We start from the raw sequence: 26,242 nt of genomic DNA on the forward strand, positions 1-26,242 counted from the left end.
AAAAAATATTTTTTCACTGAACCCATAAGTCAATGGGAGATAGCTTGGTAAATCTTAATACACAGGTATTAACTGCCCAAGAATAATTTTACAAAAATGGTACAAATATTAAGTAAAAGACTAATCATGAAATTATAATCTCTCCTGCTTTATAACATTCTGCCAGGTATTGCCTTGATTGATAATATAAATCGGAGTTAAAGTTAAGTATTTTTTCAGCCAACCATGAGGAATATACTTCTCTTATTCCTTCAAAAACATCTTTTTCATCATAATTATCTTCAATAAGTCTTTCAAATACTTCTCCAATTTCCCAATAATCAGGGATGTTGTATTTGCATTTTGAAATATTGTCGAATTCACCAGTTGGAATGCTATTGCGAGTTATAAAATCATCAGCTACTTTTTCAATTGGTTCACAATGAAACACATCTTCATAGTTATAAATTCTTTCTAAATCGTCACCTAAATATTTTATAACATCTTTCCTGTTATTTTTTGTTTGTCTTGAGATGAACTCGATTAGGCTGCAGGTATAAAATAAGGAATTGTTATTTTTATCCATAAACTTTCCTCGCTTCTTTGAATTTTATGGTTTCAAGTGCTTTTTTGGTGTTAAAAGAAATTTGATGAGTCGGATATCTGAATTTAGCCAATGTCCAAAATGCCTCTCGGCTAATTTTTCCATCCTGAAATTCTTGAATGTAATTGTAGATTGTATCGTCTGCCATTGGGCCTTCAACAATATCCCAATCATGAGGAGTTCCACTTCTACATGCGATTATGAAATCCAACCATTCTTCAGTCATTTTTTCAAATTTTAGAATTTTCAGTGAGTCGTTCGGAACATATTCGAATACATTGACAATGCCATCACCAAATCTTGTTGCCCAACGGATTGCTTGATCTTCCATAACAGTACAGTAAAATCCGAAATAAAAATCTTTATTGAATTTTTCTATTCTGATTTCAGGGGTTTCAACGATTACTGTGCTTCCATGATAAATTTCCATGAGTTTCAATCCCCATTATAATTTATTTTCAATAAAGATATCTGTTTTTATTACTTAATAACTTTTTAGATATTAAATTTCATTTATTATAGTTCAAATTCATTTCCACAGTCACTTCGATAGGTTTATAAATATCAGGTTTTTGATCTATTTTCACAGTCAAATCGATAGGTATATAAATATCAGTTTATAGACCCATAAACAACAGATAAACATTTTAAACAGACAAACAACATTTAATATTGTTCGTTTTAATTAAAACATTATTTTTAAAAAATATTTATCTCAAAAAAACTGGGAGCGCTACCAATGAAGTACAGAAAAAGCATAATCGTAATAATGCTTGCTATTTTTATTTTTTCAATTGCAGCCGTAAGTGCAAGTGATGTGAATGATACAGCAATAGCAAGTGAAGATACAGGACAGATGGAATTGTCTGCTAGTGACGAAATAACTGATACATTAAATGTAAACATTAATGAAGAAAAATTAACATTTGGAAATATATGGTATGTTAATTCAAGTGCAATAAATGGTGAGGGGACATTAGACAATCCCTTCAATAATTTAATGGATACAATAAGTGCAAGTAGCGACAACGACATCATCAGGATTGCATCCGGAACATATGCTGGTGAAAGCAATACCAACCTAATCATTGACAAGAATTTGACCTTTGAAAGATATGGTGATGGTGAGGTGATTTTTAATGGAAGTGGCACTACAATTTGGGAAATTCAATCTAAAAGCATAAACATAACCGGACTTACATTTCAAAACGGACATGGTGGAAATGGAGGTGCACTTCTCTTCAAGTCAGAACTTATCAATTCCAACATAAATGCTAACTTCAATAATAACTATGCAAGTTTCGGTGGGGCAATCTACTTTGCAGGGTCCCTGACAAATGTAAACATAACAGGAAATTTCACAAAAAACACTGCCAATGGTCACAGCTATGATATGGATGGTGGAGGAGCAATATGCTTTTTCAAAGAACTGAATCATGTAAACATAATAGGGAACTTCACAGACAATATAGCCCAAGACAATGCTGGAGCAAACTCCTTCAAATCTAAAATTACTAATGTGAACATTTTCGGAAACTATAATAATAACACTGCAACTGGCCAGAACGGAGGGGCAAACTGGTTTAGTGCACTTGAAAACGTGACTATAACTGGTAATTTCACCAACAATAAGGCATTAGGCAGTGGAGGAGCAAACTTCTTTTATGAACTACTGGAAAATGTGAACATAATCGGAAATTACATAAACAACACCGCAAGTGCTTCTAATGGAGGAGCTAACCGATTTAACGGAGAACTAAGAAATGTTGCAATAATTGGTGATTACTCATACAATAAGGCGAAATATGGAGGAGCAAACTACTTTGATGGTAGGTTAAATAATGTTAACATAACTGGAAACTACTGCCACAATGAAGCTGGTGTAGAAGGTGGAGCGAACCGTTTAGGATACTCAGTCCTAGTGAATATAATTGGAAATTACACCAACAATACCGCAAAAGGTACAGGATTATGGAGCGGCGGCGGAGCAATCTATGTCCAGAATACTCCAGCTGAACTTAACATTGAGGCAAACTTCTACAACAACACTGCAGTAAGTCAGGGTGCGGCAATTTGCTTCTATGATTCCATGAGCAATGTGGATGTGACTGGAAATTTAATAAACAACAATGGAAAATCAGTGATTTATTGTTATGGTACTTCAAACAGTATCATACATGACTCAATTTTTATAAACAATTCTAAAATAAACGTTGACGGATCAGGCACTATTAAAATCGTTGACACATGGTTTGGAAACAATGCTACAAACTATAATATTCCTCCTTCTGAACAAAAGATTGACTTTGAAAACTGGCTGTTCTTAAATGCAACAGTTGATTCAAATATTGATGACGATTCAAAAATAAGCAATATAACCTTCAAATTATCTTCTTATAATGCCTCTGGTGTATCAGACTACGACAATAATCTATTAAACCTTATCAATCTGACAATCACTGCAACCAATGGTAATATTGCAGGCACTGCGAGATTAGGTGAATCAGTTCAATTCACACCAACCAGTGGTGGAACCGCTACTGTGACTGCAACTGTGGAAAATGCTCGCCAAACAGTTGAAATCCCAGTAAAAGGAGACTTTGATTTATTACAGGATTTAGTGAATAATGAATCTTTGTCTGTCATCAATCTGGAACGCAACTACACCTACAATCAATTCGACACAATAACTGATGGTGTAGTGATAAATAGAGCTATAACAATCAACGGTAACGGTTATACTATCGATGCTAATGGAAAATCCCGTATTTTCAAAGTTACTGGTAATGATGTGGCTTTAGAAAACATCACTTTTGTAAATGGTAACACTACAAGTAGTGGTGGTGCGGTTTACTTTAGTCAATCTGGTAGGATTATAAATTGTAATTTTACTGACAACACTGCAACTGGAGATGGTGGTGCAGTTTACTTCTCTAATACTGGGACTGTGTCAAATTGTAATTTTACTAACAACACTGCAACAATATCTGGTGGTGCAGTTTTCTTCTTGAATACTGGTAATGTGACAAATTGTAATTTTATTAATAACACTGCTAATCAATCTGGTGGAGCAGTATATGTTGACGGGGCTTACAGTGATTCTAAAATCAACTCAACATTCATCAATAACCAAGCATATAATGGTGGAGCAATATACTTCAAAGGCGGAATCAACAATGTCTCAATCGGCGGTGTTTATAAAGACAATGTTGCTTTAAGAGGCGGTGGTGCAATATTTGTCCGTGGAAACTCCATGAACAATAACTTCACCGCTGAATTCACCGGCAACGAGGCAAGAGCCGCCAGTGGAGGAGCAATATTCATTTACAATCAAGCTGACAACAACAGGTTTGAAGGCATTTACAGGGACAATTGGGCACTGTATGGTGGAGGAATCTTTTTCTACAACAAGGCAAACAATAACGTATTCAACACTGAATTCATAAACAACACTGCAAAATCCTGTGGTGGTGCAATGTTTTTCCACAACACTACCGATGGGAATAACTTCACAGGAGATTTCACAAACAACCGTGCATTGGGTCAAGTCGATTCAGAAAACGGAAACGGTGGAGCAATAACCTTCAAGGACACATCATCCAACAGCTTATTCAACAGTGACTTTATAAACAACAATGCAAGCCTGAACGGTGGAGGCGTAAACTACCGCCACACTCCATACAACATCACATTCAACAGCAATTTCATAAACAACACTTCCCCTAGAGGTGGAGGAGTGAATTTCTTTGAAACATTCGAGAATGTCGTATTCAATGGAGAGTTCATCGGCAACTCAGCAGATAATGGTGGTGCAATCGCTACTGTAGGTGGAATCATCATGGATGTTTCATTCAAGGACAATCATGCTGAAGATGAGGGTGGAGCAGTTTATTTCAAAGGATCCGCTGTGGTTGAGAATTGTAATTTCACTAACAACACTGCAGACTATGGTGGTGCGGTTTACATTTTTGGCACTGGTGAAGTGAGGGATTGTGTTTTTATTAATAACACTGGTTTTGTATTTGCTGGCGCTTTAATGATGATTTACGGTACTGTGAGTGATTCCAGTTTCACCGGCAACACTGCACACATTGGTGGAGCTGTCAGAATCAATGGTGAAGCTACTGTGACAAGGTGTAATTTCACTGACAACACTGCAACATTGGAAGGTGGTGCGGTCTACTTAGGCTCCCCAGGTAATGTGGCATTCACCAATTTCATCGGCAACAAAGCAACCGGCGACGGTGTTGGGGGCGGAGCAGTCCTCTTATATGGGGGAGGCAATGTATCATATTCCAATTTCACCAATAACCATGTATCCACTGATGGTGGAGCGGTTCACTTCTATGATAACGGTACTCTAAGCTATTGTAACTTCTATGATAATGAGGCTGGAGTTACTGGTGGTGCGGTTTACTTCTATAATAATGGTACAGTTTCAAACTCTAATTTCATAGGCAATGAAGCGAATGGTGAGAAAAGTTCTGGTGGAGCAATTTGCTTTGATGAGGCAGGAAATGTTATAAATTCTATTTTCACAGCCAACAAGGCTACTAGAACTGGGGGTGCAATATATGTTGGTGAAAAATCAACCAATAACAATTTCTCAGCCCAATTCTATAATAATCATGCAGGACAAAGCGGTGGAGCAATATTCTTCCGCAACTCAGTCGAAAACAATACTTTCGATGGCATTTTCAAGGACAACACTGCGAGCTACGGCGCAGGAATCTTTTTCTACAATAAGGCAAACGGCAATAAGATTGAAGGCGACTTCATAAACAACACTGCCAAATCATGCGGCGGTGCAATGTTTTTCTACAATACAACCGATAAGAACAACTTCTCAGGCAGTTTCATCAACAACAGCGCTTTAGGTCAACTTGATCCGACAGTTGGAAACGGTGGGGCAATAACATTCAAGAACGTTTCCACCAACTGTGTATTCACCTGTGACTTTATAAACAACACTGCCTCCCTTAACGGTGGTGCTGTAAACTACCGTGAAAATCCGTCAAACATCACATTCAACAGCAATTTCATAAACAACACTTCCCCTAGAGGTGGAGGAGTCAATTTCTTTGGAAACTTTGAAAATGTAATATTCAATGGTGAATTTATTGGAAACTCAGCAAAATTTGGTGGTGCAATCGCCACAATCAATGGAATCATTAAGGGCGTTTCATTCAGGGACAATCATGCTGAAATGGGCGGGGCAATTTTCTTCGCCGAGTCCTGTGAAATCCGGGATTGTAATTTCACAGCCAACACTGCAGATTATGGTGGTGCAATTTACTTGGATATTGAATTTATCAATATAATGAACTGTAATTTCATTAACAACACTGCTTCTGCTTCTGGTGCGGCTGTCAATATTGAGACCGGTAATTTGACCGATTGTAATTTCATTAACAACACTGCTTCTGCTTCTGGTGGTGCTGTCGTAATGACTTCAGGTAATGTGACAAATTGTAATTTCACCGGTAACACTGCATCTAAGTTGGGTGGTGCTGTCGTAATGGATTCAGGTAATGTGGCAAATTGTAATTTTACTAATAACAAAGCAACCGGCTCTAATAGTTGTGGTGGTGCAATTTTCTTTGCAAGTACTGGTAATGTAACAAATTGTAATTTTGTTGATAATAAAGCAACTTCTTATGATGGTGGTGCTATTTACTTCAGTAGTTCTGGTACTGTTGAAAATTGTAATTTTACTAACAACACCGCAACCAATGGTGATGGTGGTGCTATCTGGATGTATTCTGGTAGTGTTGAAAATTGTAATTTTACTAATAACTCTGCTTCTGAGGATGGTGGTGCAATTTACTTTGAGAATTCAGGTAATGTGACAAATTGTAATTTTACTAATAACTCCGTATCCGATTGGGGTGGTGCAATTTACATGTATTCAGGTAATGTTGAAAATTGTAATTTTACTAATAACTCTGCTCGTTATGGTGGTGCTATCAGATTCAGTTCCACTGGTAATGTAACAAATTGTAATTTTACTGCCAACACTGTAACCTATTATGGTGGTGCAGTTTACTTCTGGGGTGAGGGTAGTGTGGCAAATTGTAATTTCACTGGCAATAATGCGACTACTGGTTCTGCAATTTACTTCTACTCAGATTGGGCTACTAAAACTGTTTCCGATTCTACTTTCTTAAACAATAGAGCAAATGCTGAAGCTTTAGATGTAGTTAAAAATGATAATAATATTACAATTACATTCACAGGCAGGAATAACCTTTTAAATGCAATTTATTCTAAATATGATGCGGAAGTTACTTTTACCAATGTGACCTATTGGGGAGCAAAGGGAATTACAACAGTCAGTGCTACATTGTCCGGATCCAATAAGGCAGCCGGTCAAAACATCACTGTCGGGGTAGTTGTTAATAACGAGCTTGTTTTAAGCGATGTTATGGTCACAAATGAGAGCGGTATGATTGTTTTGGATATAAGTGCTGGTGAAAACTATTACATCAGCCTTCGCCATGACACAGATTCATATTATACCGAAGCTGAAAAAACAATCTCAAACAACACTAAATTCAATGTGAATATCACATCCCAGACAACCCATAACAAGACTGTAAATATCACTGCAAAGTCCAATATTTTCAGTGAGGTTATGGACGGTAAATTACTATTTATAGTCCCAAACAGTGATCCGATTACTGCAACTTATGCTGGTAACGGAACATGGTGGATTGTATATACTTTTGATGATTATGCTGTTTATAAGGTCAATGCAACCTTTGAGGGATTGGATAATGTAACAGTCAATAATGGAACTATAACAATCAATAAAGCTGACTCTACATTAACTGTTGGAGATGTTGAATTCGATTACAATAGCTCCGGTTCTACAACTATTTCATTTACTGGTGCTAGTGGAGTTAATGCCAATGTTATCGGTCAGCCTAATGCTAATGTTAATGTAGCTGGAAATACGATTACAGTTTCAGGATTAAACGCAGGAACATATACTTTAAGTGTTACTACAATAGCTGATGCCGACCACAATAACGTGACTAAAACAAGTACAATAACCGTCAATAAAATTAATTCCACATTAACTGTTGGTGACATCACATTTGATTATAATAGTACTGGTTCTACAACTGTTTCATTTACTGGTGCTAGTGGAGTTAATGCCAGTGTTATCGGCCAGCCTAATGCTAATGTGGCTGTATCTGGAAATACCATTACGGTTTCAGGTCTAAACGCAGGAACATATACTTTAAGTGTTACTACAATAGCTGATTCTAATCACAATAACGTGACTAAAACAAGTACAATAACCGTCAATAAGATAAATTCCACATTAACTGTTGGTGACATCACATTTGATTATAATAGTGCTGGTTCTGGTTCATTATCCTATGATGGCGCTACAGGAGTTAACGCAACTGTTGTTGGTCAGCCTGATGCTGTTGTTAATGTTAAAGATGATGCAATCACTGTATCCAATTTAAATGCAGGTAATTATACTTTGACTGTTACTACAATAGCTGATATTAATCATAATAACGTGACAAAAACTGCAAAGATCACTGTTAACAAAGTTGATTCAACATTAACTGTTGGTGATATCGTATTTGATTATAACAGTTCAGGCTCAACTACAATTTCATTTGAAGGTGCTACTGGAGTTAATGCCAGTGTTGTCGGCCAGCCTGATGCTGTTGTTGATGTTAATAATGACTCAATTACAGTATCTGCTTTGAATGCGGGCAATTACACTTTATGTGTCACTACAATTGTCGATGCTAATCATAATAATGTGACTAAAACGGCTAAAGTCACTGTCAATAAGGCAACATCCGCAATCAATATCTCTTTGGACTCAGTTTATAAGGTTGGACAAAGTATTGAAATAATGTTAATTCCGGTTAACTCCACAGGAAACGTATATCTAAGCATTAATGGTGTAAATTACACTGTTAATGACAATAAGGTGGCCATTCCTGATGGTCTTGCCAACGGCACATATGATGTTGTTGCAAAATTGGATGGTGACGCAAATTATCTTGAATCAGAAAACACGGCAACATTTGAAGTTGAAAATGATATTGAAGTAATTGTTTCTGATCTTGTCAAATACTATTCCAATCCGGAAAGGCTTATCGTCAATGTTACCAAAAACGGTGAAGCGGTTTTAAATGCAAGTGTTATGATTACAATCAACGGTGTTACTTATAATAAAACGACCGATGACGATGGTATCGCATCCCTTGCCATTAATTTATATGGAGGAAATTACTCAGCAGATGTGGAAGTTCCGGATTATGGAATTTCAAAGACAGTTGACGTTATAGTAAAATCCAATATATATGCGGAAGATGTTGTTAAGGTATTCAGAAACGGCACTCAATATAATGCATTATTCCTTGACGGAAACGGCAACAACCTATCAAACACTAATGTTAGCTTTAACATTAATGGTATAATCTATAACCGCACTACCAATGCGTCCGGCTGGGCAACGCTTAACATAAACCTTGGAAAAGGATCATATATTGTAACGGCAACCAACCCTATTACAGGATATATGAAATCAAACAACATCACGGTCATCTCCAAGCTCCAAACAAGCGATCTGACTAAATACTTCAGAAACGATACTCAGTTTGTCGTTCGGGCAGTTGCAGATGACGGAAGCTATGCCGGTGCAGGCGAAACAGTCACATTCAACATCAACGGAGTGTTCTACAACAGAACAACCAATGAAACAGGACATGCCAAATTAAACATTAACTTAAGACCTGGAGATTACATAATAACAAGTTATTATGATGGATGCTCTGAAGGAAATACTATTCATGTATTGCCGACGCTGACCGGAAATGATTTGAACATGACCTATGGCGACAAGTCCCAGTTCACCGTAAATCTTCTGGACGGCCAGGGAAATCCGTACGCAAACCAGAATATTACATTCAACATCAACGGAGTTTTCTACAACAGAACAACTGACGTGAATGGTGATGCGAAACTCAACATTAACCTGCAGGCAGGAGAGTATATAATCACTTCCAGCTATGGTGATGCCGTAATTTCAAATAAAATTACCATAACTTCATAATGGGGATTTAATCTCCATTTTTATTCTTTTTTTATCAATGTTAATTGTTATTTTCTGGTTAATATTATCTGTTGGGTTTTTGAATCTGATTTTGTTTTTAAATAGTTTTATCAGAAAATTTCATTTACTATTCGGTTATTTTGGAAAAAAACTATTGGTATATTTTTGAACAATCTTCAATACGTCCAATATAAATGCAATTGTTGTCTACTCTAAAACAGATCCTATAATTTCCTTTTCTCGCTCTTTTGTATTTTGGATTTTTTTTACTTTTTTATAATTGCTGTCTTCAGGATTGTTTAATATTTCTTCTAATTTTTCACGAATCAATTTGTAAGCTATTGGATTTTTCTTTTTATAGTATTTCAATTGTTTTAAAGCAGAACGTTTAAATTCAAGTTCCATATTAATCATCTATGTATGCATCAAGTTCATCTAATGAAGAAAAGTGAACTCCTTCACCATTTGCAAATTCTTTATCTGCTTCAATTAAGTCTTTGATTCCTTGATATTCTTCATACTCATCTAATAATTTAGAGATAATATCATTGAAAGAATCATTTTTATATCCAATGTCTGCTAATCTTTCATGATTAATTAAACTGACTCTTATAGCTTTTGTTTCCATTATATCACCTAATAACATATGTGTAATTTTAAGTATATGGTTTACAATGTATACTTAGTATACATAATCAACAATATTGATTTAAAATCATCTATTTTTTGAATATGTTAAGTTTATAAATATTAGTTTTTAATCTATTTTCAAAATAAATCGGTAGGTTTATAAATATCAGTTTATTATCCTATGCTGTAATCATAAATATGATTAGTTTTTCAGTCAAACTCGATATATTTATTAAATCAGTTTAAGTGGCATCTGTGTTTTTTCATCTAGTCGCAGTTTGAAAATATTTATCATTAATGAATTCGATATTTTATATTATAAATTAGTAATAAGGAGGATTTGTTTTGGTTGAAGAAAATGAATTGGATTCTACATATGGAATTTCTGATGAAGAACTTACCGAAAGATTTAAAGCATCTATTAAGATTGATCAAGATATATGTAAGATTAAAGGACTTCCTATTGCTGGTTATGATGATGAGAATAAACGTGCTTATTTAGAGTATCCTGATGGAAGGAGAGTTTATGTCTCAGAAAAATAGGCTTCCTGAAGTTATGGTTTTCGCAGGGCCCAATGGCAGTGGTAAAACCACAATAACACGTATGGCAAAAACTGCCGGTGTTTATATCAATGCGGACGATATTAGAAAATCAAGTTTATGCAGTGATTTGGAAGCTGCACAAAAAGCTGAAGAACTTAGATAATCAATGCTTGAAAAATGTGAAGATTTCACATTTGAAACAGTGCTTTCTACAGATAGAAATCTGAAGTTACTTAAAAAAGCTAAAGAAAAAGGATATTTTCTAAGATGCATTTATGTCCTCACAGATGATTATGAAATAAATATCGCACGAGTAAGAATGAGACAATCCATGGGGGGTCATGGAGTTCCTGAAGATAAGATTAAATCAAGATATGAAAAGGCTCTTAATTTAATTCCAGAATTGATAGAAATTTGTGATATTGTCCATATTTATGACAATACTGTCTCTCCATTTAGAATATTTAAGAAAAGAAAAGATGTGTATTATCACTGGGAAAATAACTATTGGAATTATTCAGATATTGAAAAGCTTACTGGAATAAGTAAATATGAAGTGGTAAGTCTCTATTTTTATACAATTTTTTTTAATTATACCATAGGAAATATATCGGATGATATTCATTAAATCGATAGTTATATAAATATCAGTTTATAGGCTAATTTTCTACCACTATAATGTTTAACTTGTAAATTGGTTTTATGGTTTTCATATTAACCATGAATCAGTCTAATAAAATATTTTGTTAAGTATTTATATATGTATTAACAAATATTTTATTAACTAATATATTCTGAAAGGAGTTATTTGATTATGGATGACAAAACACAATTAATTCTTAATTTCCTAAATGAAAATATTTCTAATATGCCTCATGTCTTAAAGGATAAGTTAATTAACAATGATAGGAAATTAAACTGTAGATTCGAATTTGATGAAATCAGGAAAAGCATTGATGATTTTATTGATGGAGATGAGTTAAATAGATTTATTGTGCTGCCGGGAATTAGGGGTGTTGGAAAGACAACCCTTCTTTACCAGACATATCACTATCTGTTAAACGAAAAACACATATTGCCAGAACAGATAATTTACTTGTCATGTGATGACTTAAACAATCTTGTTGACTGCAATATAAGGGAAATCGTTGACATCTATCTAAACAATCAATTCAATACCAACTTAAGATTATTGGATAGAGAAATTTTCTTTTTAATATATGAATCACAATACGATAAAAACTGGGCAATGTCAGGTAAAATCATATATGACAGATCAGAAAAAATCTTCATGGTATTCACAGGTTCATCAGCACTGAATCTAGAATACAATGCAGATGCAGCAAGAAGAATGTTTAAAAGAGTCATAACTCCCCTAAATTATAACGAACATGTGAAATTAAAATATAACTATTCCAATATCAATCTTGGAAATTCATTGGTTGACCTGATTTTAAACGGCAATAGTGAAGAAGCCATAAAATATGAAAACGAAGTCAATAGGAATTTAATCAATAATATTGAATATAGGTCTAATGATTGGGATGAATATTTAAGATATGGAGGATTTCCAATACTTGCACGTAAAATCGATTTCAGGAAACTCACAGCTAATATTGTGGATATGGTTGAAAAAGTTGTAAATACCGACATGATTGCCATTAAAAACTTCACTTTTGAAAACCAGACAAATTCAAACAGGATACTGAGATATCTGGCACTGCAAAATGCGGGAGACCTCTCACAAAACAATTTAGCAAAATATCTCAAAACTTCCCAGGCCAATGTAAAAAACATTTTAGACATACTGGAAAAAACACATCTGATATTTTCCATTGAAGCTTATGGAACATCATCCAAACGCACTAAAAAAACAAAAAAATATTACTTTGCAACCAGCAGTATTAGAAATGCATTATCCATAAAATCCGGAAACACAATTAAAGACATAAAGCAATATGAAGGAATACTTTTAGAAAATTTAGTAGCATCAATATTATTCAATCTCACACAACGGGGGAATAATTATTTCACATTGTATTATGATGCCAACAAAAAGAAGAATGTTGATTTTATATTGCAGCAGGACTTTAAAAATCCTGTGCCTATTGAAGTAGGTCGTGGCAAAAAGGATAAAAACCAAATTACTCATGCAATCAATAATTATGGCGCAGATTATGGAATTATTATCTCAAATACCACCAATAATATTGAAAAACATGACAATATCATATATATTCCTCCAAAGACATTTTCATTTTTATAGTAAAATCGGTAGATATATAAATTATCAGTTTAAGTGTGCATCCGTGTTTTTTCATCTAGTCGCAGTTTGAAAATATTTATTGATGAAGTGTATATTTGTTATTATCTCATATAATCGTTGGTGATTGTAATGCATAATGGAATTAAGATTGCTTATGAATTTGCTAATGCTATTGGATCTGAAGATATCATACGCATAATATTATTTGGTTCTGTTGCTCGTCATGATGATAGCGAAGAATCTGATATAGATATTTTAATTGTCGCTTCATCAAGAGAAAAGATTAATGATATTGTTGAGGATGAAGTTTTCAATATTAATGCTAAATTTCTTGAAGTTGTTTCAGCTCATATTATGGCTGAAGAATTTTATAATCGCACTAAATATTATTCTTTTTTAACAAGTGTCCATGAAGAAGGTGTTTTACTTGTCGAAGGTTACTGATTTATTGGTATTCGATGGCCTGCCAGGTCATTTCAAAGTTTTTCTCAAAAATGCGGTCAGTATCATCATTTGCGTAAATTAACCATAAACCTTGAACTCCCATATACAGGTTATGCAATAATTCCACTATGTTTTCAGTTGAGAAGTCACCTCTGATTTCATTTTGCCTTTTACCGGCTTCAACAAGATCGGTTAAAAATATTCTAATGTCATTTCCGGTTTGTGAAATTATCTCGTTAACCTCTTCATGAGCATATCCTGTTGCGGTTAAAAGAAGTATTACGTCCCCATAATTGATTTTTTCATCGATGCTTTCAATTTTCACACCTTTTATGTATTGATGTAAAATATAAAGCAAGGTATCATGGATTTTAGTCTTTGATGAACCCTCAAGGATGATTTTATCAAAATCGATTTTAATGTAATCCACCATATACTTTTTAAGAATCGCTTCAAATATATCTTTTTTATCTGAAAAATGATAATATATGCCGCCGGTTGCAAGTCCTGTAGCATTTCTAATTTCACTGATTGAAATATCAATTGTACCTTTCTCCAATATTAATTTCAGCGTTTTTTCAACAATCATGTCTTTAGTGTTCATTTAACCACGTCATGTTTTTAATTATTCTTTGAATCTTATCTTTTCCCATTCCAATTCGAAACTGTCTTCAAAGGCGGAAATCATATCGTCAATTAAATATACGTCCCATCTGTACTGAATTCCTGTGTATATGAGAATTAATGACTCCGCAATGTCTTCGGCTGGGAGATCTTGCCGGATTTGTCTGTTTTTCTGACCTTCCTCAATAATTTCTGTGAAAAATTCCTTTAATTCATTCAGGGCAATATGTAAAGACTTAAGGTAATTTCCATAAGCAAAACCTTTTGCAGTCAAAATCAGTAATATGTATCTGTACTCTATTTCCTCATCAATTGATTCGATTTCGATTCCGGTTTCTTTCTGCTTGAAAATTTCGGCCATAACATCATGGATTTTCTCTTTTTCATTTCCATTTATCTGGCGGAGTTTGTCAATATCGAATTTGAAATAATCAATTAAATATCTTTCAATAATCTCATCATATATCTCTTCTTTAGTTGAAAAATAGTAATATATTCCGCCGATAGCAATTCCTGATGTGGCACTGATTTCTCTAATGGAAATTAGAGAGTTTTCCTTTTTAATCATTAATTTTAAAGTTTCTTCTAAAATTAATTTTTTAGTATCCATACACTTAAATTTTATGTTTCATGGTTATTAAATGATGTAGAGAACGAACGTTCTGTTAGTTGAAAATTGATAGGGGGAACGAACGTTCTGTTATATGCGTTATATATAATTTTATTCACAGTTTTAGTTTTTTAAGCAACGGAAACTTTATTAAACAACAAAAATGAAAATATATAGTAAGAAAAATATTGACTTACATGATAATATTGTTCTTGAAATTTCAATAGTTATATGATAATAATGAAATCTAAAAAGATTTGATTATAAAAAAGGAGGAAAATTTTTTTATGAATAAAAAGATAGTATTTGCATTAATTATAGTGGGATTACTTGCTATTTCAGCAGTCAGTGCTCAAAACTCATTATTTTTAAGCAATAATGATGATTCAATGTATCAGGTCTCATTAATGCAGGCTTTCATGCATGGAGAATATGATGGAGTAATCACAGTAGGTGATTTCAAATCACATGGGGACATAGGTCTCGGAACATTTGAAGGAGTAAATGGTGAGATGATAGTCTTGGACGGTGTTGTTTATCAGGCCGCATCTGACGGAAGCATCAATGTCATGTCAGATGATGAAAAAATACCATTCGGTACAATTACCAACTTTGATGAAGACGCAAAAATAGACAACATCACTGCAAAGGACTTTGACGATTTAACCAGTCAATTGGACAATGAAATCACCAAATATGGTACAAACAATATGTACGTAGTTAAAATCAAAGGTGATTTTTCAAATATCACTGTCAGAAGTGTCGAAAAGCAGGAAAAACCATACCAAGAATTCACTGATGTGGCTGCAGTGGACCAAAGGGTATTCAACCACACGGAACAGACCGGAACAATTGTGGCAGTGTATTTCCCGGATTACATGAATGAATTGAACATGCACGGCTGGCATCTTCACTTCCTGTCTGATGACAAGACAAAAGGAGGGCATGTCCTAAATTTAACTGGTTTCAAGGGATCCGGTCAAATTGATGAAATTCATGAGTTCAATATGATACTTCCAACCGACGATTTATTTGCAAAAATGAATTTCACCGAAGACATGACCAGTAAAATCAGCAGTGTGGAATAATTCTTTTGAGTTATTCCTTTTTTATATAAGAGGGTAAGTTTGTTGTAAATTATTGAAATGTCCATTTTTTTAGATAATTTTTTCTTATGTATATTATATTGAATGCTCTTTTATATGCTATTATTCAATATATTGAATAGTATTCATATTTGTTCAATATGATTATTATGTAGAATATGTTCGATTTCATGGAACATGTCCAATTGAATGGAATTATTATATTTGTTCTATGGAATGATGTTTGTTCGATTTCATGGAACATGTCCAATTGAATGGAATTATTATATTTGTTCTATGGAATGATGTTTGTTCGATTTCATGGAACATGTCCAATAAGAAAAAACATTATGTGATTATATGGATAATCCCCTTTGTTCAATTTCATTGACTTATAATGTAATGGAAATTCCATTATAATGCGAAAAACACACATCGCATTATATGGTAAAGTATGGTGATTGTTAATTAATGGTAGTTAATTGATTATTTATCACTTAACAGTTCTCCAGCCACTCCAATGCTTTCTTTTGGATAGGCTTGCACCAAAACGGTTATGGCATCTATTGGCAGGTCATATGCTTCAGCAACTGTTTCAGATACCTTTTTAACCATTTCTCTTTTTTTCTCAACACTAATTCCATCGTTTCCGGCAATTGTAATTACAGGCATTTTTTCAATCCTCCAATTAATTATTTAACATATCTGATATAAAAATTAACTTAATAGGAGATGTTCTCATGCTTGGTGAAAATGAACTTGTTAAGGTTTTTCCGGATTTTGCTGATTTGGTGCAGCCTTCCGGAATCGATTTGGAATTGGATAAGATTTACAGACAGACATCTGCAGGGTCACTGATTGACAATGAAAAAAACCTGCCTGAATTGGAAGAGCTTGAAGGTCCTATTTATACCTTAAAGCCACATACAGCATATCTGGCAAGCATCAAAAGGAAAGTTAAAATCCCTAAAGGATACACTATGCTTTACCTTCCAAGATCAACCCTGTTAAGGTCATTCATATCAGTCCAGACTGCTGTGGGAGATCCGGGATTTTACGGAACGCTGATGTTTATGATTTACAATCACGGAGACTTTGAATACAAAATCAAGTCAGGCGACAGGATTGCCCAGGCTGTAGTATTTGATGTTGAAGGCTCAGGCGAGTACGACGGCTCATATCAGGAGGAAGAGAAATGAACGTTGCCGAAAGACTTGTTGAAATCCTTGAAGAAAACGGGATAACACATATTTTCGGAATTCCCGGCGAGCAGATAATGCCCATGTATAAGGCACTGGCAGATTCTGACATAACTCACGTACTTACAAGGCACGAACAGGCCGCAGCCCATGCGGCAGATGCATTTACAAGAACATCCGATACAATTGGGGTGTGTATGGCAACTGCAGCGCCCGGAGCATTGAATCTGGTCATGGCAACTGCAGCGGCATATAAGGACAACATCCCGATGCTTATCCTGACAGGCGACAATGATTTGGACAAAAGGGATAAGAACATGTTCCAGTCCCTGCCTTTAAGGGAAGTTTTCGCCAATGTCACATATGAAAATTACTCTCCTCTCAACGGTACTGAAGCAATATATGCCTTAAAGGCAGCATTATATGGCCTTAAGAACAATCCTAAAGGACCGATTCACATCAACCTCTCAAGGGACGTGCTTTTAAGCGAGGATTTCCAGGACTTTGATTTGTGCTATCTGTGTGAAAGCGACATGTCCTCACTTGAATCAGCACAGGAATTAATCATGAAAGCTGAAAAGCCATTATTTGTTTTAGGTGCAGGTGCCATCCCACAGGCCGAAAACATCAAGATGCTGGCTGAAATGTATCAGATTCCCGTAACGACCACTTACAATGCAAGGGGAATAATTGCGGAAGACGAACCGATTAATTTGGGGCTGGTCGGAATAAGAGGCACTCCAAGAGCCAGAAAAGCTATTGAAGAGTCTGACTGTATCATCGTACTGGGCTCAATTGCAAGCGAAAGAACATTTACCGAAATCGATGAGGACAGATTTATTCACGTAAACATAAACAAAGACGTCCTTAAGGGCAAATACCAGATTCAGGGTGATGTTGAAGAGGTCATAATGACATTGGAGTTCAAAAAGGTTGACTGGATTGATGAACTCCTGGCAATTGACAATGAAATAACTGTCGAAGGCGTTGACGATGAGATGAAACCTCAGGCAGCCATAAAAAGGATTCTTGAATGCTTCGATGACAATATAATCGTTGCAGATGCGGGATCACACACCACATGGACAACACTCTTCTATGATGCCAAAAAGCCAAATCATTTCCTGTTCCCGGCAGCAACAGCACCCATGGGATATAGTCTTCCCGCAGGAATCGGAGCATCAATTGCAACAGGCGAAAAAATCATTGTAATCAACGGCGACGGAGATTTCCAGATGAACCTCCAGGAGCTTGCAACGCTTAGGCAAAATAATCTTGACGTGATAGTCTTTATCCTCAACAATTCTGAATACGGAATCATCAGGCAATGGCAGGAGGATTTCTATGATATGGAGGCCTATCAGACTGACTTGGCAAATCCTGACTTTTTAAAACTCGCATCATCATACGGAATCGATGCGGTCAGGATAACGACACTCTTTGATTTGGAATACTTCCTTGAAAAGGATTTGAAAGGTCCTCTGGTCGTTGAAATCAAAGTAGATAAGGAAAATATTCCTCTTCCTGAGTGAATATTTTTCTATTTCATTATTTTTAAAACAAATTCTTCAACTGCTTTTTCGTTTATTTCCTCATCATTCAATGGACAGTAATGGTATTCGCCACCCATTTTTAAAATAAAGCAGATTGGCTTTAAATCAACGGATGTTAACCTGTCAAACATTATTTTCTGGCTTTCGCAAAATGCAAAGTAAACTGTTTTGTCGGGACTTATTTCAACCGGCTTGAGGAGTATTTCATCAATTTCTTCTATTTCAAATATGTCATTTATCGCTTGTTTGAAGTTATCCATCCAAAACACCTCTGATTAATGCTCTGATGTGTCTTTTTGAGAGAAGTTTCGCTGTCGGCATTACAAGTTTCAAAATGCTGATGTCAATGTTTAAATGTCCCTTGAGGTTTAAAACTTCTCCTTTAAATGAAGGTTCGGCGCTCAAACGGGTATTCGGCAAAATTCCCATGACTATTGAAAATATGGCCCAGATGTAGCCGATATACTCTCCGGTTTTGGCGAAATTTGAAAAGCCGATAACAAGATGATTTTCCAGTATGTTGACGCTTACAGCATCCAGAACCTCATGCAGGTACTTTTTCAAATCACCAAGACATGGTCTGGCCAGTTCACGAAGTTTTTTGAAGTCCCATTCTTCGTCTTCTTCTTCATCAGAATCGTCATCATCATCGTCTGATTTCAAATCATAGGTATAGATGGTTAATCTTTTAAAAATAAGTATCTTTACACATCCGTCGTATTCATTATCTATCTTAAGCCATTTAACCTGCAGTCTAATGCCAAAAAGTAGAATAATAAAAATAAGTATGATGATTAATAGGATAATCATCAATAGGATGTTTAACATAAAATATAAGTCCTATTCTTCTGTTTCTTCATCGTATGTTGTAAATTCAGGTTCAATAAATTCCTCTTCATTCACGTATTCGTCACTGTTCATTGAATCCATGTAGCCTTTAACCAGGTCTGTAATTATCAGTCCTAAGTCGGATAAGGCTTTGTTGGTTTCTGTTCCTTTACTTAGGTCAAGTACGCGAACACCTTCAGCGTCATTTCCTTTTTTAGGAATCATTACCATTGAAATAGGTTCCACACCTGCTGCTGCACCTGCAACATCATTTCCTTCATTTCCTAAAAGGCTTTCTCCGGCACCAAAGCCCACTCCCATTCTCATGACGGGAATGAGGATTTTATCTTCGGTTTCAATTGGTGAACCGATTACATTATCAACATTGATAAGTCTGCGTAATTCTTCAACAGTTGTTTTTATATTTTCAGCCATTATATTCACATCCTACAAATTAATATTAAGTTTGGATGTTGTGTTTTAAATATTTTGTTAAAAAATGAATTCATATATAAAGGGTTAATATTTTCACACAGTCGCACTTCAAATACATTAAAATATTTCATGAAACAAACTATGATGTAGGTAATATAGCTATATTTAACCAATTTTGAGAAGGTGATAAAATGTATGAAGTAGCTAGTCTTGAAGAGATTATTGCTTGTCATGGTTTTGATCCTTATGTAGCTATTGAAAAGCATATCAATGAGGATATTATTCCAAAATTTGATTGTTTGGTTAGCTGTCACCGATCAAATCATGATGAGGAAGGAAACCCTGCAATAGAATTTTATGTCAGATATAATCGTAAATTGGATTTGGAAACAGAAGATAAACTTTTCTATAAGATAACGGACGATTTATATGATTTTTGTGAAAAATCTAATTTCTCAGATGATGTCATGGCTTCCCTAGATTTGTTTGTAAATATTAGTGGTGAGTACTATGTTTGATTCTTTTGAGGAGTTTCATCCATTGGATTTTCTACATTTGGCAGAAGAATTGTCTTCAATGGAAAACAAATTCAACTCATCAGAATCTGCTGTAAAAAGGAATATCTATGGTCGAATATATTATGCAGTATTCCTTTGTGTTAGAGAATTCTTAATAAATAATACCAATTATGTTTCATGGAAGCATGGTGAGCATTCACGAATGCCCCGATATATTAAAAATAATGGTCCATTTACAATTTCATTAAACCGTAAGATATCCAGAGATTTGAAAGCATTGAAAAAATTAAGGCATCAATCAGATTATTATCTCAAAAAACCTAATAAATATTCGAAAGAGTATCAAAATTGGGTTTTCGAGGATATTGAATATGCTTTTTCCATTGCCAACAATATTATTAAAGCTTTCAATAATCTTGGAAAAGTAAGTTAAGGGGAATTAATAATTCCTCTTATAAATAAAAAAAAGAAAGGGTTAGAATCATAAGTATGATTCTGTAATTGATGCAACACCTGCACCAGCGTCTTCAATTGCACCTAAACCTTTTAAGGTCATTCCAATAGCTGCAAAGGTTTGTACTAATTCTTTGTAGGAAATGCATCCCATGTGGCCTATTCTGAAGACATTTCCTTTTAAATGGTCCTGTCCTCCAGCTAATTCTACACCATATTTGTCACGGGTGGTTCCTCTGAATTCAGCATCGGTAACGCCTTCAGGCATTTTGACTGCAGTTACGGTTGCAGATGATACTGCTTCGTCTGCGAATAATTCTAAGCCTAATGCTTTTACAGCTGCGACACTTGCTTTTGCTGCTTTGTGGTGACGTGCAACCCTGTTTTCCAGTCCTTCTTCCATAACTATTTTTAAAGCTTCGTTCATTGCATAGGTTAATGAAACTGATGGAGTGTAAGGAGTTTCAGGTGGGGTTTTGTCTCCGCTTTTTCTTGCAGCTTTCAAGTCTAAGTAGAAAGTGTTGGTTTCAACATTGTCAACTGCTTTCCATGCGTCGTCGCTTAATGTGATTGCTGCCATTCCAGGAGGTGCAGCTAAACATTTTTGTGATCCGGTTACACAAACGTCGATTCCGAATTTTTCAACGTCAACGTAGTCTCCACCAAGGGAGGATACGGTATCTACAATGTATAATGCATCGTAGTTTTTCATGACTTTACCGATTTCTTCGATAGGGGCTGCCACACCGGTGGAAGTCTCATTGTGTACAACGGTAATTGCTTTGATGTCTTCGTTTTCATCAAGAGCTTCTGCAATTTGTTTTGGTGTTACTGCGGTTCCCCATTCGACAGCAAGTTCCTGGGTTTCGATTCCATGGGTATTTGCTATTTTCATGAAACGTTCACCGAATTTTCCACCAACAACATTCAACATTTTTTCACCAGGTGCTACGGTATTTGCAACAGCGGTTTCCATTGCGGCAGTACCTGATCCTGTTAATAAATAAGATTTATTTGGGGTTTGGAAAACTTTACTCATTAATTCTGTAGTTTCAGTCAAGATTTCTCCATATTTTGCTCCTCTGTGATTTACAACAGCTTTTGACATAGCAGCTAAAACTCTAGGGTCTACTGTTGTCGGACCTGGAAGCATTAATAAAATATCATCCATTGATTTTCCTCCATTAAATAAAAAAGATTTAGCATTTCTAAACCTAATTAAATGTTTGATTTTTATACTTTTTAAATATTATAGTCGGCAATTTTGCTTCCGTTTTTAATGTACATTTTTGTGCTAATATCTCTTTATATAGTTGAAAAATTCAAATAAATAAGTATGGAGTTCAGCGGTGAGGAATTAACATTAAAACGCATTTTTAACTACGTTTTTGGTTTATTTTTAATCACTTTAGGTGTTGCATTTTCCATAAAGTCCGATTTGGGTTCAGCTCCTGTAAGCTCAATACCCTATGCGATGAGCCTTATCTGGGCAATAGAAATCGGTGTTGCAACATTCATATTTCATGCCTTCCTGGTTTTAATAGAACTGATACTTTTAAGAAGGGACTTCAAGCCAAAGCACTTCCTTCAGGTTTTTGTTGGGGTTTTATTTGGGGCATTTACAAGCTTTTCCGTTTCTCTGATGAATTTCATACCTCCCGCAGGCAATTTCCTGATTGCGCTAGCAATGTCAGTATTGTCAATATTTTTCATAGCGTTAGGATTATTTTTCTATGTTCCGACAAATATCATTCCATTGTCTGTTGAGGGAGTCACTCAGGCAATAGCTATCGTTTCCAAAAGGCCGTTTTCAAGAATAAAGGTTTATCTTGACATCACTATTGTAAGCTCCGCATTAATTTTGAGCTATGTGTTTTTGGGAAACCTGGGAAGCGTGGGCATAGGAACCGTTTTGGGAGCATTATTCGTGGGAACGACAGTCAAGTATATTCATAAAATCAACGAAAGAATTACCGGAAATAATGTCGACATGAAAAAAATGTAGATTTAAATATATTAATCTATATAAAATTATTGATGATTAAAAGAATTTGCCTTTTTGTTTTCGGACTGTTCATAATGTCTCTGGGGGTTGCCTTTTCCATTAAGTCAACTTTCGGAACGACTCCAATAAGCTCAATTTCATATTCCCTTGCTTTATGCGCAGGCATTGACATAGGAATTGCAACAGTAATATTCAATGCGGCTCTGGTATTCATTCAGATGATTGTTCTAAGGTCCAGTTTCAGGCCTAAAAGGCTTTTACAGTTCATTAACTGCTTTCTCTTTGGATATTTTACGGACGTTGCACTCTTTATTGTCTATTCATTGAACATTCCGGATAATCTGATTGTTAATGTTGTCCTGATATTTGTCAGCATATTTCTGATAGCTCTGGGCATCTTCATATACATGCCGGCCGATATTGCGCCGTTGCCTGGAGAGGGATGTGTTGAATCAGTGGCTTTGGTTACCGATTGGAGGTTTTCATCAATCAAGATTGCATTTGACACCACAATGGTCGCCATAGCTTTGCTGATGTGTGTTTTCTTCTATACTAATCCATTTGCAAGCGTAAATATAGGAACGGTCATTTCTGCATTCCTTGTGGGTTTCACATTAAGGCAAATTGCAAAATTATATAATTATATAACTGGCAAAGATATTAATATCGTAAATAACTGAGGTAAGAACATGGAATTTGGTGAGTGGAGTATATATTATAAGGAAATTCTTGATGACTTTGGATTTTCCCGTGAAGATGATGAAAAATGTGCCCAAGTATTTGATGAGATTTTATCACAGGAGGGCTGTTTAACACTCGAAGATTTAAGTAAAATTGTAGGTTTTTCAGACAAGTTCATTCTTTTCGGTGCAGGCCCATCACTTAAACAGCACATCCAGCAGCTGAAGGAAAGCCATGACCTTAAAGAGTACGTTCTGGTGGCTGCTGACGGTGCTACAACCGCATTAATCGAAGAAAGAATCGCTCCGGACATTGTCGTAACTGATCTCGACGGAAACCTTGACGATATCCTCATTGCAGATTTGAGGGGAGCAAACATAGTCGTTCATGCCCACGGGGACAATATGGACAAAATCGTTAAGATACCTTCATTTTTCACAAATGTTCTTGGAACAACCCAGGCACAGCCGGTAGGCAACCTCTATAATTTCGGAGGTTTTACCGACGGCGACAGGGCGCTGTTTTTAACAGTGGCTTTGGGAGCATCTGAAGTCACCCTTGCCGGAATGGATTTCGGAGATATCGTAACCAAATATTCAAGGCCGAACATGCCGGATATTGTCGGACCTGCAGATGAAATCAAGCGCAAAAAATTGCAGTACGCCGAAAAGCTTACAAACTGGGTAATTGAAAACGAGAATGTCAGAATAATCAACCTGAAAGAATAGTTTTTTTAATAGTTAAATACAAATTAGATACTATGGGAATTGAAGATATTTTAATGCATGATGAAAGTCTTTTTCAAAACATAAATGCTTTTGATCCTGATTACCTGCCTCCTAACTATAACTACAGGGACAGGCAGATGGAAGCTATGGCAATGGCAATAAGGCCTGCAATGCGTGGAGGCCAGCCTTCAAATGCAGTGGTGCTAGGTTCACCTGCAACAGGTAAAACTACTGCCATAAAAAAGGTATATGAGCTTGTTGAAAAGAATACTGAAAAGGTAGTCTGCGTTTATGTCAACTGCCAGCTGCACACCACACGTTTCGGAATAATATCCCAGGTGCACAAAAAGATTTTCGGATTCCTGCCTCCTGAAACGGGTGTTCCATTTGCAAGAATATATGAAAAGATTATGCTGGAACTTCAAAGAAATGGCCAGTCATTAATCATAGCATTTGACGATGTCAATTACCTGTTCCAGAGCAACAATGCCAATAAATTATTCTATGATATATTAAGGGCATATGAGGAATATCCTGGAGTAAAAACAGCTATTTTTGCAATATTGTCTGATCTGGAATTCAAATATGCTTTCGACAAGAACGTAAATACTGTCTTCATCCCACAGGAAATAACATTTCCACCTTATTCTTACTCAGAAATCGAAGATATCTTAAGAGACAGGGTCAATGCAGGATTCTATCCTAACGTACTTGGTGATGACGTTTTGGAAGAGGTTGCATCATACACCTATGAAAACGGTGATTTGAGAACCGGAATCAACCTTTTGAGAACATGTGGAAACATCGCAGAAGCCGATGCATCCCGTGAAATAACAGTGGAACATTTCAACAAGGCAACTGACTCCATGGTTTCAGTAAACACCGCACAGATAATAGATTCACTCACTGATATTGAAAGAAGCCTGATTCAGCTGATTATTGACAGCGAAGAAAATATTCTTGCAGGCACGTTGGGTGAAGCATTCCGTGAAAAAGAAAAAGTAAGTTATTCCTCATTCAAAAGGACTTTAGACAAATTGGAATTCATGAGGTTAATTGATACAAGATATACAGGATCAGGTTCACGAGGAAACTCACGTGAAGTTGTCCTTCGCTTTAACCCTGATGATTTTGACATCTGAACCTGCATATCTTTGACGGAAGTTAGTTTTGTATTCAAAATTAGATTAATTGCAATGATAACGCCTTTTGCATTGATAGCTTTAAGGGTTTGGTATTAATCTAATTATACTTATGTCCCATTAAATCATATATGGGTTTTGTGCTGTCGCAACGGAGAGCACAGATAAAAGTAACACTAAAAATACAGCGAGCGTTACCATGCAAACTTGAATATCAATATTAGAATATGCAATTTCGTCTATAATTGAAGTTTTTTTTCTTAAATCTGCTCTTTTTGTAGTATTTGCATTTTTAAACATAATATCACATCACTATATTTAAGTTGTTTGGTATCCATATATAAGCAAAGAGCTAGAGAGCATTTGAACAGTATTATTTTGAAGGTAAAATCATGAAAAAATTTGAATATTTTGACGTTACAGCAGACATAGGCTTTTATGCATACGGCAATACATTAAATGAGGCCTTTGAAAATGCAGGTCTTGCAATATTTAACATAATATCAAATACAGATAATATTGAACCATCCAAATCAATAACTTTTGAAATAAAATCAGAAGACCACGTCGCTCTTTTATACGACTATCTGGAGGAATTATTGTTCTACCACGAGATTGAATTCATGTTATTCAGCGAATTTGAAGTTCAAATCACGGAGGATTATTCTTTAAAGGCAGTTATCAAAGGTGAAGAGATTGACTGGGACAAACATGAGCGAAACTGTGAAATCAAGGCAATCACGTTCCATCAGATGGAAGTCAACGTCACAGACACTGTTCAGCTAAAGGCCATAGTCGACTTATAATTATAAATAAAATATGAA

General features: G+C 35.4%; 28 protein-coding genes. 16 read left to right on the plus strand and 12 right to left on the minus strand.

What is annotated here, in order from left to right; genetic code table 11:
- Nucleotides 1-124: 124 nt before the first annotated feature.
- Both IJQ68_RS01105 and IJQ68_RS01110 read right to left on the minus strand, forming a co-directional pair.
- Nucleotides 125-565 carry a hypothetical protein gene (locus tag IJQ68_RS01105; protein ID WP_292795842.1) on the minus strand — a complete coding sequence of 147 codons (441 nt, stop codon included), beginning with the start codon at nucleotides 563-565 and terminating at the stop codon, nucleotides 125-127.
- Nucleotides 558-1,013, minus strand: a complete 456-nt coding sequence (locus IJQ68_RS01110; protein ID WP_292795844.1) for a DUF3990 domain-containing protein — start codon at nucleotides 1,011-1,013, stop codon at nucleotides 558-560. The genes IJQ68_RS01105 and IJQ68_RS01110 overlap by 8 nt, the downstream gene beginning before the upstream one ends.
- Before the next feature lie 309 nt (nucleotides 1,014-1,322).
- Between IJQ68_RS01110 and IJQ68_RS01115 the strand changes: the two genes are divergently transcribed.
- Nucleotides 1,323-9,674, plus strand: coding sequence for a right-handed parallel beta-helix repeat-containing protein (locus IJQ68_RS01115; RefSeq protein WP_292795847.1), 8,352 nt, complete (start codon nucleotides 1,323-1,325; stop codon nucleotides 9,672-9,674).
- Nucleotides 9,675-9,881: 207 nt separating this feature from the next.
- Here the strand turns inward: IJQ68_RS01115 and IJQ68_RS01120 are convergent, their stop codons facing one another.
- Nucleotides 9,882-10,079 (minus strand): hypothetical protein, encoded by a 198-nt coding sequence (locus IJQ68_RS01120; RefSeq protein ID WP_292795849.1) that lies wholly within the window; start codon nucleotides 10,077-10,079, stop codon nucleotides 9,882-9,884.
- Between the two features lies 1 nt (nucleotide 10,080).
- Complete coding sequence (locus IJQ68_RS01125; protein WP_292795851.1) at nucleotides 10,081-10,302, minus strand: hypothetical protein; 222 nt, start codon at nucleotides 10,300-10,302, stop codon at nucleotides 10,081-10,083.
- A gap of 347 nt (nucleotides 10,303-10,649) precedes the next feature.
- Here IJQ68_RS01125 and IJQ68_RS01130 point away from each other — a divergent pair, with 347 nt between their 5' ends.
- From IJQ68_RS01130 to IJQ68_RS01150, 5 genes are all read left to right on the plus strand, one after another.
- Nucleotides 10,650-10,847: a hypothetical protein gene (locus IJQ68_RS01130; protein ID WP_058738427.1), complete on the plus strand. Its 198-nt coding sequence runs from the start codon at nucleotides 10,650-10,652 to the stop codon at nucleotides 10,845-10,847.
- The gene (locus IJQ68_RS01135) at nucleotides 10,831-11,010 is read left to right on the plus strand and encodes a hypothetical protein (RefSeq protein WP_292795854.1); all 180 of its coding nucleotides are present in this window, start codon (nucleotides 10,831-10,833) and stop codon (nucleotides 11,008-11,010) included. The genes IJQ68_RS01130 and IJQ68_RS01135 overlap by 17 nt, the downstream gene beginning before the upstream one ends.
- 3 nt (nucleotides 11,011-11,013) lie before the next feature.
- The gene (locus IJQ68_RS01140; RefSeq protein WP_292795857.1) at nucleotides 11,014-11,475 is read left to right on the plus strand and encodes a hypothetical protein; all 462 of its coding nucleotides are present in this window, start codon (nucleotides 11,014-11,016) and stop codon (nucleotides 11,473-11,475) included.
- A gap of 186 nt (nucleotides 11,476-11,661) precedes the next feature.
- Nucleotides 11,662-13,113: an ATP-binding protein gene (locus tag IJQ68_RS01145; protein WP_292795860.1), complete on the plus strand. Its 1,452-nt coding sequence runs from the start codon at nucleotides 11,662-11,664 to the stop codon at nucleotides 13,111-13,113.
- A gap of 129 nt (nucleotides 13,114-13,242) precedes the next feature.
- Nucleotides 13,243-13,557, plus strand: coding sequence for a nucleotidyltransferase domain-containing protein (locus IJQ68_RS01150; protein ID WP_292795863.1), 315 nt, complete (start codon nucleotides 13,243-13,245; stop codon nucleotides 13,555-13,557).
- 1 nt (nucleotide 13,558) lies between these two features.
- On the opposite strand, the gene IJQ68_RS01155 is transcribed toward IJQ68_RS01150, so the two are convergent.
- Together IJQ68_RS01155 and IJQ68_RS01160 are read right to left on the minus strand one after the other, a co-directional pair.
- Nucleotides 13,559-14,161, minus strand: coding sequence for a TetR/AcrR family transcriptional regulator (locus IJQ68_RS01155; protein ID WP_292795866.1), 603 nt, complete (start codon nucleotides 14,159-14,161; stop codon nucleotides 13,559-13,561).
- Between the two features lie 21 nt (nucleotides 14,162-14,182).
- Nucleotides 14,183-14,791 (minus strand): TetR/AcrR family transcriptional regulator, encoded by a 609-nt coding sequence (locus IJQ68_RS01160; protein WP_292795869.1) that lies wholly within the window; start codon nucleotides 14,789-14,791, stop codon nucleotides 14,183-14,185.
- A gap of 287 nt (nucleotides 14,792-15,078) precedes the next feature.
- Here IJQ68_RS01160 and budA point away from each other — a divergent pair, with 287 nt between their 5' ends.
- A complete protein-coding gene (gene budA, locus IJQ68_RS01165; RefSeq protein WP_292795871.1) occupies nucleotides 15,079-15,879 on the plus strand; it encodes an acetolactate decarboxylase in 801 nt (266 codons plus the stop codon).
- 483 nt (nucleotides 15,880-16,362) lie between these two features.
- Here the strand turns inward: budA and dmpI are convergent, their stop codons facing one another.
- Complete coding sequence (gene dmpI, locus IJQ68_RS01170) at nucleotides 16,363-16,548, minus strand: 4-oxalocrotonate tautomerase DmpI (RefSeq protein WP_292795874.1); 186 nt, start codon at nucleotides 16,546-16,548, stop codon at nucleotides 16,363-16,365.
- Between the two features lie 68 nt (nucleotides 16,549-16,616).
- Here dmpI and IJQ68_RS01175 point away from each other — a divergent pair, with 68 nt between their 5' ends.
- Both IJQ68_RS01175 and IJQ68_RS01180 read left to right on the plus strand, forming a co-directional pair.
- Nucleotides 16,617-17,075: a deoxyuridine 5'-triphosphate nucleotidohydrolase gene (locus IJQ68_RS01175; protein WP_292795876.1), complete on the plus strand. Its 459-nt coding sequence runs from the start codon at nucleotides 16,617-16,619 to the stop codon at nucleotides 17,073-17,075.
- Nucleotides 17,072-18,607, plus strand: a complete 1,536-nt coding sequence (locus tag IJQ68_RS01180; RefSeq protein ID WP_292795879.1) for a thiamine pyrophosphate-binding protein — start codon at nucleotides 17,072-17,074, stop codon at nucleotides 18,605-18,607. Before IJQ68_RS01175 ends, IJQ68_RS01180 begins: the two co-directional genes overlap by 4 nt.
- A gap of 8 nt (nucleotides 18,608-18,615) precedes the next feature.
- Here the strand turns inward: IJQ68_RS01180 and IJQ68_RS01185 are convergent, their stop codons facing one another.
- The 3 genes from IJQ68_RS01185 to IJQ68_RS01195 are packed head-to-tail and all read right to left on the minus strand — an operon-like array spanning nucleotide 18,616 to nucleotide 19,891.
- The gene (locus IJQ68_RS01185) at nucleotides 18,616-18,888 is read right to left on the minus strand and encodes a hypothetical protein (RefSeq protein ID WP_292795882.1); all 273 of its coding nucleotides are present in this window, start codon (nucleotides 18,886-18,888) and stop codon (nucleotides 18,616-18,618) included.
- A complete protein-coding gene (locus IJQ68_RS01190) occupies nucleotides 18,881-19,456 on the minus strand; it encodes a DUF2953 domain-containing protein (protein ID WP_292795885.1) in 576 nt (191 codons plus the stop codon). Before IJQ68_RS01190 ends, IJQ68_RS01185 begins: the two co-directional genes overlap by 8 nt.
- A 12-nt stretch (nucleotides 19,457-19,468) precedes the next feature.
- Nucleotides 19,469-19,891 carry a GerW family sporulation protein gene (locus IJQ68_RS01195; RefSeq protein WP_292795887.1) on the minus strand — a complete coding sequence of 141 codons (423 nt, stop codon included), beginning with the start codon at nucleotides 19,889-19,891 and terminating at the stop codon, nucleotides 19,469-19,471.
- Nucleotides 19,892-20,082: 191 nt separating this feature from the next.
- Here IJQ68_RS01195 and IJQ68_RS01200 point away from each other — a divergent pair, with 191 nt between their 5' ends.
- Both IJQ68_RS01200 and IJQ68_RS01205 read left to right on the plus strand, forming a co-directional pair.
- On the plus strand, nucleotides 20,083-20,409 hold the full coding sequence (locus tag IJQ68_RS01200; protein ID WP_292795890.1) for a hypothetical protein: 327 nt from the start codon (nucleotides 20,083-20,085) through the stop codon (nucleotides 20,407-20,409).
- The gene (locus tag IJQ68_RS01205; protein ID WP_292795892.1) at nucleotides 20,402-20,842 is read left to right on the plus strand and encodes a HEPN domain-containing protein; all 441 of its coding nucleotides are present in this window, start codon (nucleotides 20,402-20,404) and stop codon (nucleotides 20,840-20,842) included. Before IJQ68_RS01200 ends, IJQ68_RS01205 begins: the two co-directional genes overlap by 8 nt.
- A 48-nt stretch (nucleotides 20,843-20,890) precedes the next feature.
- Here the strand turns inward: IJQ68_RS01205 and IJQ68_RS01210 are convergent, their stop codons facing one another.
- Entirely contained in the window at nucleotides 20,891-22,033 is a 1,143-nt protein-coding gene (locus IJQ68_RS01210) for an alanine--glyoxylate aminotransferase family protein (RefSeq protein ID WP_292795894.1), read from the minus strand.
- 165 nt (nucleotides 22,034-22,198) lie between these two features.
- Here IJQ68_RS01210 and IJQ68_RS01215 point away from each other — a divergent pair, with 165 nt between their 5' ends.
- From IJQ68_RS01215 to IJQ68_RS01230, 4 genes are read left to right on the plus strand one after another with little or no spacing between them, the layout of a single operon-like run.
- The gene (locus tag IJQ68_RS01215) at nucleotides 22,199-22,867 is read left to right on the plus strand and encodes a YitT family protein (protein ID WP_292795897.1); all 669 of its coding nucleotides are present in this window, start codon (nucleotides 22,199-22,201) and stop codon (nucleotides 22,865-22,867) included.
- Nucleotides 22,868-22,899: 32 nt separating this feature from the next.
- Complete coding sequence (locus IJQ68_RS01220; protein WP_292795900.1) at nucleotides 22,900-23,547, plus strand: YitT family protein; 648 nt, start codon at nucleotides 22,900-22,902, stop codon at nucleotides 23,545-23,547.
- 9 nt (nucleotides 23,548-23,556) lie between these two features.
- The gene (locus IJQ68_RS01225) at nucleotides 23,557-24,276 is read left to right on the plus strand and encodes a 6-hydroxymethylpterin diphosphokinase MptE-like protein (RefSeq protein ID WP_292795903.1); all 720 of its coding nucleotides are present in this window, start codon (nucleotides 23,557-23,559) and stop codon (nucleotides 24,274-24,276) included.
- 32 nt (nucleotides 24,277-24,308) lie between these two features.
- Nucleotides 24,309-25,418 carry an ORC1-type DNA replication protein gene (locus IJQ68_RS01230; RefSeq protein ID WP_292795906.1) on the plus strand — a complete coding sequence of 370 codons (1,110 nt, stop codon included), beginning with the start codon at nucleotides 24,309-24,311 and terminating at the stop codon, nucleotides 25,416-25,418.
- A 120-nt stretch (nucleotides 25,419-25,538) separates the two neighbouring features.
- On the opposite strand, the gene IJQ68_RS01235 is transcribed toward IJQ68_RS01230, so the two are convergent.
- Nucleotides 25,539-25,718, minus strand: coding sequence for a hypothetical protein (locus IJQ68_RS01235; RefSeq protein WP_292795909.1), 180 nt, complete (start codon nucleotides 25,716-25,718; stop codon nucleotides 25,539-25,541).
- A 92-nt stretch (nucleotides 25,719-25,810) separates the two neighbouring features.
- Here IJQ68_RS01235 and IJQ68_RS01240 point away from each other — a divergent pair, with 92 nt between their 5' ends.
- Entirely contained in the window at nucleotides 25,811-26,224 is a 414-nt protein-coding gene (locus tag IJQ68_RS01240) for an archease (protein WP_292795912.1), read from the plus strand.
- Nucleotides 26,225-26,242 lie beyond the last annotated feature (18 nt).

The organism is Methanobrevibacter sp., from assembly GCF_017447225.1.
GTDB lineage: Archaea > Methanobacteriota > Methanobacteria > Methanobacteriales > Methanobacteriaceae > Methanocatella.

Bases quoted from the DNA above. Each gene is read 5' to 3' on its own strand.
- IJQ68_RS01105 (WP_292795842.1), bottom strand. From the start codon at position 565: ATGGATAAAAATAACAATTCCTTATTTTATACCTGCAGCCTAATCGAG.
- IJQ68_RS01110 (WP_292795844.1), bottom strand. From the start codon at position 1,013: ATGGAAATTTATCATGGAAGCACAGTAATCGTTGAAACCCCTGAAATC.
- IJQ68_RS01115 (WP_292795847.1), top strand. From the start codon at position 1,323: ATGAAGTACAGAAAAAGCATAATCGTAATAATGCTTGCTATTTTTATT.
- IJQ68_RS01120 (WP_292795849.1), bottom strand. From the start codon at position 10,079: ATGGAACTTGAATTTAAACGTTCTGCTTTAAAACAATTGAAATACTAT.
- IJQ68_RS01125 (WP_292795851.1), bottom strand. From the start codon at position 10,302: ATGGAAACAAAAGCTATAAGAGTCAGTTTAATTAATCATGAAAGATTA.
- IJQ68_RS01135 (WP_292795854.1), top strand. From the start codon at position 10,831: ATGTCTCAGAAAAATAGGCTTCCTGAAGTTATGGTTTTCGCAGGGCCC.
- IJQ68_RS01140 (WP_292795857.1), top strand. From the start codon at position 11,014: ATGCTTGAAAAATGTGAAGATTTCACATTTGAAACAGTGCTTTCTACA.
- IJQ68_RS01145 (WP_292795860.1), top strand. From the start codon at position 11,662: ATGGATGACAAAACACAATTAATTCTTAATTTCCTAAATGAAAATATT.
- IJQ68_RS01150 (WP_292795863.1), top strand. From the start codon at position 13,243: ATGCATAATGGAATTAAGATTGCTTATGAATTTGCTAATGCTATTGGA.
- IJQ68_RS01155 (WP_292795866.1), bottom strand. From the start codon at position 14,161: ATGAACACTAAAGACATGATTGTTGAAAAAACGCTGAAATTAATATTG.
- IJQ68_RS01160 (WP_292795869.1), bottom strand. From the start codon at position 14,791: ATGGATACTAAAAAATTAATTTTAGAAGAAACTTTAAAATTAATGATT.
- budA (WP_292795871.1), top strand. From the start codon at position 15,079: ATGAATAAAAAGATAGTATTTGCATTAATTATAGTGGGATTACTTGCT.
- dmpI (WP_292795874.1), bottom strand. From the start codon at position 16,548: ATGCCTGTAATTACAATTGCCGGAAACGATGGAATTAGTGTTGAGAAA.
- IJQ68_RS01175 (WP_292795876.1), top strand. From the start codon at position 16,617: ATGCTTGGTGAAAATGAACTTGTTAAGGTTTTTCCGGATTTTGCTGAT.
- IJQ68_RS01180 (WP_292795879.1), top strand. From the start codon at position 17,072: ATGAACGTTGCCGAAAGACTTGTTGAAATCCTTGAAGAAAACGGGATA.
- IJQ68_RS01185 (WP_292795882.1), bottom strand. From the start codon at position 18,888: ATGGATAACTTCAAACAAGCGATAAATGACATATTTGAAATAGAAGAA.
- IJQ68_RS01190 (WP_292795885.1), bottom strand. From the start codon at position 19,456: ATGTTAAACATCCTATTGATGATTATCCTATTAATCATCATACTTATT.
- IJQ68_RS01195 (WP_292795887.1), bottom strand. From the start codon at position 19,891: ATGGCTGAAAATATAAAAACAACTGTTGAAGAATTACGCAGACTTATC.
- IJQ68_RS01200 (WP_292795890.1), top strand. From the start codon at position 20,083: ATGTATGAAGTAGCTAGTCTTGAAGAGATTATTGCTTGTCATGGTTTT.
- IJQ68_RS01205 (WP_292795892.1), top strand. From the start codon at position 20,402: ATGTTTGATTCTTTTGAGGAGTTTCATCCATTGGATTTTCTACATTTG.
- IJQ68_RS01210 (WP_292795894.1), bottom strand. From the start codon at position 22,033: ATGGATGATATTTTATTAATGCTTCCAGGTCCGACAACAGTAGACCCT.
- IJQ68_RS01215 (WP_292795897.1), top strand. From the start codon at position 22,199: ATGGAGTTCAGCGGTGAGGAATTAACATTAAAACGCATTTTTAACTAC.
- IJQ68_RS01220 (WP_292795900.1), top strand. From the start codon at position 22,900: ATGATTAAAAGAATTTGCCTTTTTGTTTTCGGACTGTTCATAATGTCT.
- IJQ68_RS01225 (WP_292795903.1), top strand. From the start codon at position 23,557: ATGGAATTTGGTGAGTGGAGTATATATTATAAGGAAATTCTTGATGAC.
- IJQ68_RS01230 (WP_292795906.1), top strand. From the start codon at position 24,309: ATGGGAATTGAAGATATTTTAATGCATGATGAAAGTCTTTTTCAAAAC.
- IJQ68_RS01235 (WP_292795909.1), bottom strand. From the start codon at position 25,718: ATGTTTAAAAATGCAAATACTACAAAAAGAGCAGATTTAAGAAAAAAA.
- IJQ68_RS01240 (WP_292795912.1), top strand. From the start codon at position 25,811: ATGAAAAAATTTGAATATTTTGACGTTACAGCAGACATAGGCTTTTAT.